The organism is Metabacillus sp. Hm71 (assembly GCF_051842955.2).
Taxonomy (GTDB): domain Bacteria; phylum Bacillota; class Bacilli; order Bacillales; family Bacillaceae; genus Metabacillus.
In genome coordinates, this window is sequence record NZ_CM200278.1 from 2,078,798 (window position 1) to 2,091,419 (window position 12,622).

General features: G+C 36.3%; 14 protein-coding genes and 1 riboswitch. Of the genes, 5 read left to right on the forward strand and 9 right to left on the reverse strand.

Features of this window, described 5'->3' with window-relative positions; translation table 11 throughout:
• Both srtD and ACSVDH_RS09765 read right to left on the reverse strand, forming a co-directional pair.
• Positions 1–645, reverse strand: coding sequence for a class D sortase, LPxTATN-specific (srtD, locus tag ACSVDH_RS09760; RefSeq protein ID WP_439249283.1), 645 nt, complete (start codon positions 643–645; stop codon positions 1–3).
• A complete protein-coding gene (locus ACSVDH_RS09765; protein ID WP_439249284.1) occupies positions 646–1,602 on the reverse strand; it encodes a processed acidic surface protein in 957 nt (318 codons plus the stop codon).
• Positions 1,603–1,773: 171 nt separating this feature from the next.
• Here ACSVDH_RS09765 and ACSVDH_RS09770 point away from each other — a divergent pair, with 171 nt between their 5' ends.
• Positions 1,774–2,202, forward strand: coding sequence for a YmaF family protein (locus ACSVDH_RS09770; protein ID WP_439249285.1), 429 nt, complete (start codon positions 1,774–1,776; stop codon positions 2,200–2,202).
• Positions 2,203–2,321: 119 nt separating this feature from the next.
• Here the strand turns inward: ACSVDH_RS09770 and thiC are convergent, their stop codons facing one another.
• The 5 genes from thiC to ACSVDH_RS09795 form a co-directional block, all read right to left on the reverse strand.
• A complete protein-coding gene (gene thiC / locus ACSVDH_RS09775) occupies positions 2,322–4,076 on the reverse strand; it encodes a phosphomethylpyrimidine synthase ThiC (protein ID WP_439249286.1) in 1,755 nt (584 codons plus the stop codon).
• 136 nt (positions 4,077–4,212) lie between these two features.
• Positions 4,213–4,328: riboswitch (TPP riboswitch) on the reverse strand.
• 251 nt (positions 4,329–4,579) lie between these two features.
• Positions 4,580–5,227, reverse strand: coding sequence for an MOSC domain-containing protein (locus tag ACSVDH_RS09780; protein WP_439249287.1), 648 nt, complete (start codon positions 5,225–5,227; stop codon positions 4,580–4,582).
• 106 nt (positions 5,228–5,333) lie between these two features.
• Positions 5,334–5,504 (reverse strand): aspartyl-phosphate phosphatase Spo0E family protein, encoded by a 171-nt coding sequence (locus ACSVDH_RS09785; RefSeq protein ID WP_299089340.1) that lies wholly within the window; start codon positions 5,502–5,504, stop codon positions 5,334–5,336.
• Between the two features lie 384 nt (positions 5,505–5,888).
• A complete protein-coding gene (locus tag ACSVDH_RS09790; RefSeq protein ID WP_299089339.1) occupies positions 5,889–6,227 on the reverse strand; it encodes a MerR family transcriptional regulator in 339 nt (112 codons plus the stop codon).
• 225 nt (positions 6,228–6,452) lie between these two features.
• The gene (locus tag ACSVDH_RS09795) at positions 6,453–6,707 is read right to left on the reverse strand and encodes a hypothetical protein (RefSeq protein WP_439249288.1); all 255 of its coding nucleotides are present in this window, start codon (positions 6,705–6,707) and stop codon (positions 6,453–6,455) included.
• Between the two features lie 171 nt (positions 6,708–6,878).
• On the opposite strand from ACSVDH_RS09795, the gene ACSVDH_RS09800 reads away from it, so the two are divergent.
• The 3 genes from ACSVDH_RS09800 (at position 6,879) to ACSVDH_RS09810 (ending at position 8,739) form a co-directional block, all read left to right on the forward strand.
• Positions 6,879–7,097, forward strand: a complete 219-nt coding sequence (locus ACSVDH_RS09800) for a Fur-regulated basic protein FbpA (RefSeq protein ID WP_439249289.1) — start codon at positions 6,879–6,881, stop codon at positions 7,095–7,097.
• A 226-nt stretch (positions 7,098–7,323) separates the two neighbouring features.
• Positions 7,324–8,094 carry a nucleotidyltransferase domain-containing protein gene (locus ACSVDH_RS09805; protein ID WP_439249290.1) on the forward strand — a complete coding sequence of 257 codons (771 nt, stop codon included), beginning with the start codon at positions 7,324–7,326 and terminating at the stop codon, positions 8,092–8,094.
• Between the two features lie 186 nt (positions 8,095–8,280).
• Positions 8,281–8,739 (forward strand): MarR family winged helix-turn-helix transcriptional regulator, encoded by a 459-nt coding sequence (locus tag ACSVDH_RS09810; protein WP_299089334.1) that lies wholly within the window; start codon positions 8,281–8,283, stop codon positions 8,737–8,739.
• A 167-nt stretch (positions 8,740–8,906) separates the two neighbouring features.
• Here the strand turns inward: ACSVDH_RS09810 and ACSVDH_RS09815 are convergent, their stop codons facing one another.
• Positions 8,907–10,739, reverse strand: a complete 1,833-nt coding sequence (locus tag ACSVDH_RS09815) for a DNA ligase D (protein ID WP_439249291.1) — start codon at positions 10,737–10,739, stop codon at positions 8,907–8,909.
• Between the two features lie 76 nt (positions 10,740–10,815).
• On the opposite strand from ACSVDH_RS09815, the gene ACSVDH_RS09820 reads away from it, so the two are divergent.
• Positions 10,816–11,337: a D-glycero-alpha-D-manno-heptose-1,7-bisphosphate 7-phosphatase gene (locus ACSVDH_RS09820; RefSeq protein ID WP_439249292.1), complete on the forward strand. Its 522-nt coding sequence runs from the start codon at positions 10,816–10,818 to the stop codon at positions 11,335–11,337.
• Between the two features lie 323 nt (positions 11,338–11,660).
• Here the strand turns inward: ACSVDH_RS09820 and ku are convergent, their stop codons facing one another.
• Positions 11,661–12,563: a non-homologous end joining protein Ku gene (gene ku, locus ACSVDH_RS09825; protein ID WP_439249293.1), complete on the reverse strand. Its 903-nt coding sequence runs from the start codon at positions 12,561–12,563 to the stop codon at positions 11,661–11,663.
• Positions 12,564–12,622 lie beyond the last annotated feature (59 nt).

Genomic DNA, 12,622 nt, shown 5'->3' on the forward strand with positions numbered 1-12,622 from the left:
TCAATTTGACCTGGGACCGGAAACGAATTTAGAATTCTTATGTGAATGGTTGCCTTTTTGGGGCTTTTTGATAAGCTCAGCCTCAATAATGTAGCGTTGAGGGGCAGGACCGATAAATGTAAAAGGATAGCAGGTTGTTAATGTTAAAATGCTTCTTGGTTTGGGTACAATGACGGTTCTGTCATCTTTATCAACAATACGAATTTTATTGATTTTGTATAGATACTTCGCTTCAGATCTATGGACAATCAGTTTATCACCTTGTTCTAATTGTTCTAATTTGCGAAAAAAGGTATCTCTATGTCCCGCTAAAACAGAATTGCTTGCTTCTCCTGGCAATGCTGTGCCTTTAACATGTCCAATTCCTTTTCTTAAGATGGTTTCATTTGAGCCATGAAAGATTGAAACGGTTTGCTCTAGTTTTGGAATGGAAAGCGTGCCGATCATTGCTCCTTCCTTTGGTGTTGGGGCAGCAACAGGTTGAAAGGGTTCCCCATTATTTGGTGAGACCATATAGGTTTTTTCGGATATAACATCATTGGTCGAGCTCAACCCTACCCATATCCAATAAGCATGGAAACTAAACATGCTCAAGCCGAGCAAAAGTACAACAATGGAGAGGTGTAGTAAAGTGCGTCTTAACATTTACTTAACCTGTACATATTTTTTTGAAAAATGGAGTCCGATAAAACCTAATACGATCGCTAATAGGCCATAAAGCATGTTTGTCCATAGAGTGGATGCTGTATCTGGTAAACGGTTATGCATCAGTCTTGTAAGTTCACCTGCTAAATCTCCAACTTCAGCAAATTCGACTCCTGAATTCACAAGGAAATCTGAGGTTAGCATCTCTTCTGAAAGCTGCATATCTAAAAGCAAATCACCATTTGTATTATAAAGCTGGACCATTAAAGCATTCCCGTATAAATCTTCCATACCAATTAGTTCTTTAAAGGTAACAGCTGTTTCGACTCCATTTTTATCTACTAAATAAAAGCGTGGATTAAGTTGCAAAATATTCATCATGTCTTGTAAAACAGATATAAGCTCATTTTGCTGTGCTTCTGTTAGCTCTGTTGTATCTTCAATCATCAAAAAAGGATCCAATCGAGTGATGATCGTTTCCATTTCCTGTTCAAGTTGTTGTTCATCTAGACCCATGAAATGAGTAAATAGCGTATCCATTTCAGCATCAGTTAAACCGATTAAGGCCATAAACTCTTCAAGTTCAGCCATTTCTTCATCATGACCTAAATAAAAGCTTAGGGCAATGTCAAGATCTTCAATAAAATAATAATCTTCAAGAGTCTCGCCGAACTCCGCTAATACCTGATCAAGATCAGCTCTTGAAATTTCATATTGTGCAAGCAGTTCAGCTAAATTTTCGTTGTTAATAGGTGTACCTAACATGCTCTTAAGGTCATCGATCGTTTCAAAATCATCAATTTTGAGCTCATAATAGTCAAGATATTTTGTTAAGTCCTCACTTGTCCAACCAAGTTCTGCAAGCACTTGATCTATCTCATTTTGCGGCGGTGCAGCAAAGGCAGATTGGTTCACAACGAAAAATAAGATAACGCTTAAAATGATACCTCTTTTCATGTAATTTCCTCCAAGTTGTAAGTTATTGATTATGTTGGTATTATTTGTGGATATTTCCTTTTTATTCGGGGGATTTTTCATGAAAAAAGACCTTCAGTAGACAACTTACCAATAACTTGTTACCAACATAGAAAGAATTAACTGGAACGATTGTTTAATGGAGGGATTTGAATGGACTTTATTATAGGTGCCGTAAAACCTCATCATGCCCATCTGTTTACCGCAAAAACAACTGTTAGTAAAAAACATTTTCACACAATAACTGGTTTTACAAGACCTGTAAATGGTAATAGTCTTGATCGGCATTTCCATCTGTATCGAGGGGTTACTTCATATGATAACAAGCATTTTCATCGTTTTTACGGAAAAACAGGACCAGCAATTCCTTTACCTGATGGCAGCCATTATCATATGTTTGCAGGGGAGACGTATGTTAACTTTGATGAACCGCTAAAAATTATTTTAGGGGAGCAAGAAGAAATGGATGCCTTTTATCCGAAACACAATCATCGGTTCAGTGGGAAAACCTCCGATATTGTAGGGGAGGATCCTTTCATTAACGGTAAATCTATCATGAATAAAAGCAGTGGATGTAAATGAGAAAATCACACTGCTTTTATTGAATTTTATCTCATAAACAAATTAGTGGGTTCTTTCACTAATTAAAATGTTTCAGTACAAAATAGAACAGCTTAAAAAGAGAAGCTTATCTATCTTTATTATCGATAAATCACAGAGCCGCCTTCGACGAATTCCTGTGCCTTTTCTTGCATACCTTTATTAATCTCTTCTTCTGAGAGATTCTCTTCAAATGACATTTGTCTAATATCTTGTGAGATTCTCATCGAGCAAAATTTTGGACCGCACATTGAGCAGAAGTGAGCGGTTTTTGCCCCCTCGGCAGGCAAGGTTTCATCATGGTATTCTCTTGCTCTTTCAGGGTCTAGTGAAAGATTGAATTGATCATGCCATCTAAACTCAAAGCGTGCTTTTGATAAAGCATCATCACGTGTTTGAGCTCCTGGATGTCCTTTTGCTAAGTCAGCAGCATGTGCTGCGATTTTATAGGCGATAACTCCTTCTCGTACATCCTCTTTGTTTGGTAAACCAAGATGTTCCTTTGGTGTTACATAGCAAAGCATCGCTGTGCCAAACCAGCCAATCATTGCTGCGCCGATCGCTGATGTAATATGATCATAGCCTGGAGCAATATCTGTTGTTAAAGGTCCCAGCGTATAGAAAGGAGCCTCTTTACAAATTTCTTGTTGTTTTTCTACATTTTCTTTAATTAAATGCATCGGGACATGGCCAGGTCCTTCGATCATGACTTGAACATCATATTTCCAAGCAATTTCCGTTAATTCACCTAACGTTTCAAGCTCACCGAATTGTGCTTCATCATTAGCATCTGCAATGGAACCAGGTCGTAAACCGTCCCCAAGTGAAATCGAAATATCATATTTTGCTAGAATTTCGCAGATTTCATGAAAATGAGTGTATAAGAAATTTTCTTGGTGGTGGGCAAGACACCATTGTGCCAAAATCGAACCGCCTCTTGAAACAATTCCTGTTGTACGCTTGGCAGTAAGTGGGATATATCTTAACAGAACACCAGCATGAATTGTAAAATAATCAACGCCTTGTTCAGCTTGTTCAATCAATGTATCACGATAAACTTCCCATGTTAAATCTTCGGCAATGCCATTTACTTTTTCTAAAGCTTGGTAAATAGGGACAGTCCCTACAGGTACAGGAGAGTTGCGAATGATCCATTCTCTTGTTGTGTGAATGTCCTTCCCGGTTGATAAGTCCATAATCGTATCTGCTCCCCAGCGAGTTGCCCATGTCATTTTTTCTACTTCTTCTTCAATGGAAGAGGAGACAGCAGAATTTCCAATATTCGCATTAATTTTCACGTGGAAATTCTTCCCGATAATCATTGGTTCGCTTTCTGGGTGGTTGATATTTGCAGGAATTATTGCTCGTCCTGCAGCAACCTCTTGGCGGACAAATTCAGCTTCCATTTGCTCCCTAATTGCGATAAACTCCATTTCTGGAGTGATGATTCCATTGCGTGCATAGTGGAGCTGGGTCACTCTTTTCCCGTCTTTCCCTCTTAAAGGATTAATACCTTGTGAAGGGAATATCTCGATATCGGATTGTTTGCTTGCAAGCTTATAGCCGTTATCCTCTGGCTTAACGGTACGGCCTTCATAGCGTTCAACATCGTTACGAGCAAGAATCCAGTTTTCTCTAACTCTTGGCAAGCCTTTTCGGATATCGATTTGAGCATTTTCATCTGTATAAGGACCGCTAGTATCATACACTTGGATTGGGGGGTTTGTTTCTTCGCCATATGAATTCTTTGTGATTCCTTGAGAAATTTCTCTAACTGGTACTTGAATTTCTGAGGTGCTTCCTTGAACATAAACCTTTTTACTTCCTGGGAATGGCTGTTTGATGTTAATCTTCATAAATTCTCCTCCTCAAAATAAATGAACAAGAATTCTTTCAGATCACAGCGGAAGGTAAATAAAAAACGGGTTCTGAATTTCAGAACCCGATTAATGAAGGTAATAATTGTAAGGTGTTTATATGAGAAGAACTCCTTAGCAACTGTTACTACTTCCCTACGCTGGTATCATCCAGATCAGGTTCGAAGGGTCAAAGAACTTCAAACGCGTTCCTCTCTCAGTCCAGGCTAATGGACTCCCCTAGTAGAATATGGAAATACTATTAAAATCAGTTTTAACTATATCATAAAGAAAAAAGTAGTCAACTATTAATTTTATATTTGATCATATTGGACTATTTCTTGTCGTTTAGGAAATTATAAAATTCATTGAACTGTGGATAAGCACTGCGACATCCAACTTCTAGCCCTTCTAGAGTTTAGCCACTTATGAATTGAAGGCAAAGAACTCATTCATGAGGTCTCATTTGCCCTAGGCTGATCAAGGCGCTTGCGCTTTTGTTCTTATTTTGAAAGTAACTGATTATACAGCTTTATTAAGCGTTTTTTCCATTCAACAGAAAGTTCATCAACAGAGAGAATTGTTTCAATTTTCGAGAGATCTTGCTGATGAAAATATGTATGGTGAATGCTTGCAATCGACACTTGCTTAGGATGCTTTTCAAGCAGCTTAATGTCCGACTTGGCAGTGATTGTTCCTTCTTTAAGCACACGGAAGAAAAAGCCCGTATAGCCCAATTCGATCATTTTATTAAGGATGGTGTTGATGTATGTATGTTTATTGATTGTTGCACATGGAAATCGGCCCTGTGCAACCTGTAATACGGCATCACCTATTTTGTACACATCACCAACACAAACATTGGTTTCTATCATCCCTTTCGCAGTAAGATTTTCACCAAATGCAGCTTTTCGCAATGTTGTTTGATAGGTGCTTTCCCAAAAAACGTAGTGTTCATATGGATATAAACATACAACTCGATCAGCTCCACCGTGAAATTCGTGGTTTTCTACATCATCACCAGAAACACGCTCGAAAGTGACCTCGAAGCTTTCAACTTGGTCTTTTGAGATACCTGATCGATATTCTCTTCCTTTATGAAGCAAGGTTTTTGGTTTGCCTTTACTTAACCAAATAATTTCAGTCGTCATTTCTTCACATCCAATTCCAATATTCAAAACAAAAGGTCAGACCCCAAATAAGTTGTGAGTCAGACCCTATTTTGACAGTAGTATTTCAAAGGTGTATTTAAACATACTAATATTTTTTATCTAATACGTTTTTTTGATCTTCACTCATTTTTATATTTAACAGCAGATCTAGGTTTTGGCTTGCAATTAAAGTTCGATGCGAGTCTATCCCGTTTTCTTTTGCAATGATAAACATTCTTTTTCGATATTCTTCGATAACTGCATCAATTGATTTCAATTAAACCACCTCGCATTAGGCTTTACTAGGTGGAAAAGTCCTAGTACTTCTATTATCGGATATTTTTTCCTGTTGTAAAGGTTTTAAGGTATTTTTTTTCTGATTTTTATAAAAAATTGAGTAAAAAATACTACATTTTGTAGTTGGTTGGAAGGGAGAATAATATATTTTGTGGTTAAACGTTTTATTAAAAACGTGAAAAAATAAGTTTGACTGAAAATAGATGTGAAAATGGGCTTTCGGTAAATTTTACTAGATCGTCATGGGATTTTAGGCGAGTTTCATTTTTGTGGTTTTAAGGAAAGAAAATACTTTGCGAAGAACTTTTGAGAGGAAAGGGTTAACACTGCAGCACGAATGAGAGTGTGATGCTGCAGCATTAAGTTAATTTCTGCCTCGGCCAAATCGAAACTGAGCATTTAATTGACCTTGAAGCATTTTTTTCTTTATTTCAGCCTCGCTTTCACGCTGTTTTTCTTTTAGCCTCATTTCCTTTAATATTTCAGTCGTTTGTACACCGTCCTCACGCTTATTAGCAATATCCATCAATGTCTCAATATCGTTAAACGAGTATTTTCTAGTACCTCGATCATTCCGATACGGAGCGATTAATTTACGTTCTTCATAATAACGTATTTGTCTCAAGGTGAGCCCGGTTAATTCACTAACTGTTCCAATTGAAATTACCTTCTTATCCTTATAAGAGCGGTCTTGCTGATTCATTCTTCCACCCCTTGTTAAAGAAACTTCTTGTTTCAAGTGTAACTTTACATGTAAGATTTCGCCTTATTTTTGTTAGAAAATCTAACAAAGAAAAATTTCATGTTAGAATTGTGTTAGGTTTCATTACACTTAAAATATATAATAAAGGTAAGGAAATGACAATGAAAAATTAGGTGGGATTAATTCGCAAATTCGCAACCAATACGCATGCAAGAGGAAAAATAATCATAAAGCTTTTGCTTGAGGGCTTATTAGCTGCTTCAAAAGTTGATGGGAAAGGCTAAGTAAAAAAGGTTGTGAGAATAAACAAGTAACATCTTCATACATATTTGATTTAAGGTTGTAAACGGTCAGGGTGTTTATGATTGTACCATCAAAAATGGCCATATATAATTGCTGATGCTTTGGCTCTGTTAAATTTAAAAAATAAATCTTTGTCGTTTTATTTTGATCCTCTTTTGCTACTACTCTTACAGACACTATCTTCAACTCCTTTTAAATGTTGAAACTAGTGTCGACATTATTTCTTCTGTTTAAACAAATTAAAACAATCTTAATAACTCGAAAGAAAATCTTAACATTTAGTTAACCGTTCGCTAACAATTATAAGGTAAGTTAGAGGTAGAAAATAAGATGATGGAGATGATCGCCATGAGCAGAATGTTGCAAAATGCTCTGGATGAGCAAAGAAAATATTACTCTCAAAAATTACTTGCAATCGGTGTATATGATTCACAAGTTTTGACGAATATGACACTTACTGAATTAAAGAATGAATATAACTATTTTTATCACAATGTTCCTAAAGTAACACGTAAAAAATCAACATCTAATAGAAATGGATTAGATTTTGGAGAAAACTGCTTTTAGTTCATACTTCCTTTACAAAGGAGTAATTGGTAAATTACGGGTTATACAGTGAGGACAAAATTTAAAGGGTTTTGTCCTTACTTAGTATTAATAAAAATGTATCTGGGCTATCATGGCCATACTGGAGATAGAGGTATTGTTATTAGTAGTCGGTAAAGATGCCGGATTTCTGGAAGGAAAAATAAAAATGAGGATAGAATAGTGTATAGGAAAGCAGGTGATGAACATGAAGGAAAAAATACACGAGATTCTTAAGCAGATTGAGGCAGAAAAGGATATTAAAATAATATATGCATGTGAAGCGGGGTCTCGGGCATGGGGATATTCAAATGAGAACAGTGATTATGATGTTCGTTTTATTTATATACATCGCCCATGTTGGTATTTAACCATTGATCAACAAAAAGATGTTATAGAATTACCTGTTAATAATTTGCTTGATGTTAATGGTTGGGATTTACAAAAATGTCTTAAATTATACCGGAAATCTAATCCGTCCGTCTTAGAATATATACATAGTCGTTACCACTATATGCAGCCTTTCTCGACGGTTGAAAAATTAAGAAAACATACACAAGATGTCTTCTCACAGAGAGCATGTTTCTATCATTATCTTCATATGGCTCAAAAAAACGCTAAAAAACAAATGGTAAGTAATGAGGTTAAACATTATTTAAATGTACTTAGACCTCTGCTTGCGGCAAAATGGATTGAAACATATAAGAAATTTCCGCCTGTGGATTTTACAACACTTGTTGAGAAGACGGCATTACATTATTCTATTAAAGCTGAAATAGCATCGATTTTAGCCAAAAAAAGAATGGGTGAGAAGAAGGTTACTAATATAACATTACTTCATGAATTTTTTGAGTGTGAGATAAAGCGTTTAATGGAAGATGCAAAAAATATAAATGAAACCATTGAAAATCCGACTCCTTTGTTAAACGGGATTTTCTTGGATACATTATATGAAGTATGGGGGATTAAGCTTTATTAATGCTGCAGAACCACCCTAGTTTGCTGTCAGCAAAGAAAAAGTATATTTTTATTTAAATTATTATAGTTAAAAACCTTCAAATATTTTGAAATTCATAGTAAAATAAAATTTGCACTAAAAATATTTAATGTTTTTAATGACAAAAAGTTTATCCTTGAATAATTTTGAATACAAGAGGGCGATGGAATGAGATCATACACGGAAGAAGAATTACAAAATGCGTTAGATTTGTTTCGAGTTTTTGCAAGGGCTTTCAAAAGCATCTCAGAGCATTCTATACGTGATAGCAAGGAACATGGATTTAATCCGACAGAATTTGCTGTATTAGAATTACTTTTTACGAGAGGACCACAAAAGCTGCAACAAATCGGTTCAAGGCTATTATTAGTAAGCGGAAATGTTACATATGTGATTGATAAGCTTGAAAAAAATGAATTTATTTACAGGGAACAAGATCCTAAGGATAAACGTTCTGTTTATGCAAAATTAACGGATAAAGGTCAAGCATATTTGGATGAGATTTATCCTATTCACGCAATTCGTATGGCCAGAGCATTTTCCGGCCTTACTGCTGAAGAGCAAAAAGAATTGAAAGCGCTATTAAAAAAGGCGGGTATTCATAGTCAACATTTGCTATTTAGGTAGACTGATAGAAAAGAATGAAGGAGAATTCTCTTTGAAATAAAAAAGGGAGCTGTCTCAAATTGTTTTTAGAGACGGCTTCTTGATTAGATTTTAATAGCAATATTGCAAACAGATTAAACAGATTATTATCTTATCAAAAATGAAAACTGTATGAGGGTCTGAGCGGTTTACTTTGAAGTCAGACCCTTTATTAATGTCCTCAATGTCTCATCTTGCGGGGAAGTGAAATAGTCATGAAAAGGACAGCCTATTGTCTTTGAGCGGCTAATGACATTATCCATTGTAAAATCTTTTACGGACAACTCTTCATTTACTTCTTCCCAAAGCAATGGTGCAGCAACATAGGCCCCCTCTTTTTTACCGCGGAGGGAATAAGGGGCAACGATCGTTTTCCCTTCTGCATGTTGGATGTAATCAACATATAGCCGGTTCCCCCGATTTTTTTTCATTCGTTCGATTGTAAAGTCATCAGGAAAGCTTGTGACAAGAAACTCAGCAATAAATGAAGTGAAAATCCGAGTTTCATCATAGCTAAGTGAATCCTTTGAAATGGGTATATGAATTTGTAAGCCTTTATTTCCTGAGAGCTTTGGATATGATTTTAACCCGAAATGGTCAAAAATCTTTTTCATTTCGGTTGCTGCTTTAATGGCGAGGTAAAAATACTCCTTAGACGGCGGGTCGAGATCAAAAACTATTTCTATAGGATGATTCGAATCAATCGTTTGAAATGGAGTATGAAATTCAAAAGCCAGCTGATTCCCAAGCCATAGCAAAGTAGATAAGTCATTGCAAATAATGTAGTCAATGTTTTCATGTTTTTTTGATTCGATAAAACTTGGCGCATAATCAGGCTTGTTTTTCTGATAAAAGGCTTCACCAAACATTCCGTGCGGGAAGCGGATCGTTGTTAAATAACGATTTTTTAAAAATGGAAGCATAAAAGGTGATAGCTGGAATAGATAACTTAAAAACTGTTCTTTTTTCACATCCATTGTTTCCCATAGTGGTTTATCAGGATGAGTAAACACAACCTCTTCATGAATGGGGGCAGTGGCTAATAAAAGCTGATCCCAGGTGCATTCCTCAAACCCTTTATCAAAACGGAAAGAAAGAAAAGATGGTTCCCGTAATTGGCCTTTATATAAAGATAAAAATTGAATCTCAACAACAATGCTTGGAGTAATTTCAACAAAAGAAGGAGTTTCACTGGATTTATTTTCTTTGATTATTTTTATTAATGCCTCTCGCTCTTCACTTGAAATTCCATGAGAAAAGATTCCTGCTTGGATGATGTCCTCTCCTTTAAATACTCCTACATGAAAATAGCCGTTTTTCTTATCATAACCTGTGATAAAAAAGCAGGCATACTTATAATTTTTTATTTTTATCCATTGCTTTGTACGTACGCCGACCTCCCATTTGCTATTAAGTTGTTTAGCAATGATTCCTTCACCATCCTCAAGCTTCATTTCTACCCAAACCTTTGCATAATGGTTACTATATGGAACATACTGTAGAAGATTAGAAAGTTCTGGTGCAACTGTTGTTGGAAGTTGGGTCGCTTGAAACAGCTTTTGAAGCTTTTCTTTTCTCTCTTTTAATTGTTGATTAAAAAGCGGCTTGCCGTTGATTTCGAGAAGGTCAAATGCTAAGTACTTACAGGGAAACTCCTTTGAAGCTTCGTTAATTTTTTCTTTGTTTTTTAAACGGCCTCTAATTTGCAATTGTTCAAAATGAGAAAAATGCATAGATGTAAGATAAACAATTTCACCGTCGAGTATTAATGGTAAAAAGGGTTCCAGCTTTTGCTGAAGCTCACGTACTTCAATAATGATTTCAGGAAATGTATCGTTTAAAGACTTTTCATTCCTGCTGATTAATTCAATGGTTTGTTTCGTGATATATAGTAGGGCGCGAAAACCGTCATATTTGGTTTCATATACCCAATCGGCACCCTCAGGGATTTCACTATGTAATATTGGCAGCATTGGTTTCATGTACTTCACCCTTTAATTATGTCTTATTTGTAATATGGACAGTTCTTCAATAAATCATGAAAGGATGGCGATAATTTTGAATAAAGCTGTTTTTCTCGATCGTGATGGAGTTATAAATGAGGTTTTAAGTAAGCGAGTCAAGTTTGTCAATAAACCGGAACAAATGCATTTACTAGATGGCGTTGGTGAAGGCATTAAGCTATTAAATAAGGCAGGATTTTTCGTATTTGTTGTGACAAATCAAGGTGGAATAGGACTCGGGTATATGAAGGAAGAAATGTTATGGAAGATTCATGAAAAAATGAAACAGGATATTGGCAGGCATGGAGGTAAAATTGACGATATTATTTACTGTCCGCATAAACCTCACGCTGGCTGTGTTTGTAGAAAACCTGAGCCGGAGATGCTCCGCAGGCTTGCTGAAAAGCATGATGTCAATTTAAGCGAAAGCATTATGATCGGTGATCGAGATGTAGACATTATGGCCGGAAAACAAGCAGGTACAAAAACGATCTTTATTGGTGAGGAGGAAGGGGAAGCAGATTACCAATTCCCATCATTACTTGAGGCTGCAAAATGGTTAACGAAAGCTGAATAGGATTCGATGACTGAAGGTTTCCCTCGCAAAAACATGTGACTGTCCCCATATGGTGATTACCTAGGGACAGCTCTTTTTAATAAGATCAGAAAAAAAATTATATATTTTCTCAACATAGCTTGCGTTTCTGAATCTAGCTCCAGGCGCCATCGGCGAAGCACAGGACGTGCAAGTGCAGTTAAGAGATAAGGCCGTCGCGTTTTTAACTGCCTCTTGGGTCTAGTCAAACAGGAATTGAAGGTAAAGAACACCTTCCTATTCCTGTTCGCCTTATGCTTGTCGCCGAATGCTAAGCGCCTTGCGCTTTTTTTAGTTGAAAGTTTCTAAGCTTTCTTCCGAACTGTTTTTGTCTTTTTGCCTGTTGTACTAGGAGGAGGCTGAATAGTTCCAGTGTTTTCTCCTGCAGCTTTAGCCGGTTGAGCTTTTGGTTTAGCTTTTGTTTTTCCTTGAGGCTTTTTCGTTTTTTCAATACTTGCTTGTAGTGCACTCATTAAATCGACTACATTTTGTCTTGGTGTTGTTTCAGTTGGCGTTTTGCCTTCATTTTGGTTAACCTTTTGTTCAATTAAATCTTGAAGGGCAAGACGATAATCATCTTTGTATTTTTCAGGATCAAACGTGGTTGTTAACTGGTCAATTAACATAATGGCTGTTTCAAGTTCTTTAGCGCCGACTTCGACCTGCTCAGGAACACTAGGTACTTCTTTTACATTTCTTACTTCATCAGGGTAATGAACGGTTTCCATTACGATGCAGTTTTGATAAACACGAACCATAGCAAGCTGTTGCTTTGAACGAATGGTCATTTGAGCAATCCCGATTTTACCGGATTTATTCAGGGCCTCTCGAAGTAAGCCGTAAGCTTTTCCACCATTTTCACCAGGTCCAATAAAGTAAGAACGGTTAAAATAAATCGGATCAATTTCCTCCATTTTTACAAAATCAATAATTTCAACGGTTTTATCTTCATGCTCGTCTTTTAATTCTTTAAGCTCTGCATCTGTAAGAACAACATATTTTCCTTTTACATATTCATAACCCTTGACAATTTCATCGTTGTTGATTTCTTCGTCACAGTTTGGGCATTTTTTTTCATATTGGATCGGTGTATGGCATTTTTTATGAAGGGTTCGGAGCTTAATGTCTTTATCTTCTGTTGCTGCATAAAGTTTAACCGGAATATTGACGAGCCCAAAACTGATTGAACCTTTCCACATCGTATGCATAGATTTCCTTCCTCTCCATTGACTAGTTATATTTAGGATAAGTTTCTTAAGGCTTTTTC

Coding starts and splice junctions, on each gene's coding strand:
- srtD (WP_439249283.1), bottom strand. CDS start 645: ATGTTAAGACGCACTTTACTACACCTCTCCATTGTTGTACTTTTGCTC.
- ACSVDH_RS09765 (WP_439249284.1), bottom strand. CDS start 1,602: ATGAAAAGAGGTATCATTTTAAGCGTTATCTTATTTTTCGTTGTGAAC.
- ACSVDH_RS09770 (WP_439249285.1), top strand. CDS start 1,774: ATGGACTTTATTATAGGTGCCGTAAAACCTCATCATGCCCATCTGTTT.
- thiC (WP_439249286.1), bottom strand. CDS start 4,076: ATGAAGATTAACATCAAACAGCCATTCCCAGGAAGTAAAAAGGTTTAT.
- ACSVDH_RS09780 (WP_439249287.1), bottom strand. CDS start 5,227: ATGACGACTGAAATTATTTGGTTAAGTAAAGGCAAACCAAAAACCTTG.
- ACSVDH_RS09790 (WP_299089339.1), bottom strand. CDS start 6,227: ATGAATCAGCAAGACCGCTCTTATAAGGATAAGAAGGTAATTTCAATT.
- ACSVDH_RS09800 (WP_439249289.1), top strand. CDS start 6,879: ATGAGCAGAATGTTGCAAAATGCTCTGGATGAGCAAAGAAAATATTAC.
- ACSVDH_RS09805 (WP_439249290.1), top strand. CDS start 7,324: ATGAAGGAAAAAATACACGAGATTCTTAAGCAGATTGAGGCAGAAAAG.
- ACSVDH_RS09810 (WP_299089334.1), top strand. CDS start 8,281: ATGAGATCATACACGGAAGAAGAATTACAAAATGCGTTAGATTTGTTT.
- ACSVDH_RS09815 (WP_439249291.1), bottom strand. CDS start 10,739: ATGAAACCAATGCTGCCAATATTACATAGTGAAATCCCTGAGGGTGCC.
- ku (WP_439249293.1), bottom strand. CDS start 12,563: ATGCATACGATGTGGAAAGGTTCAATCAGTTTTGGGCTCGTCAATATT.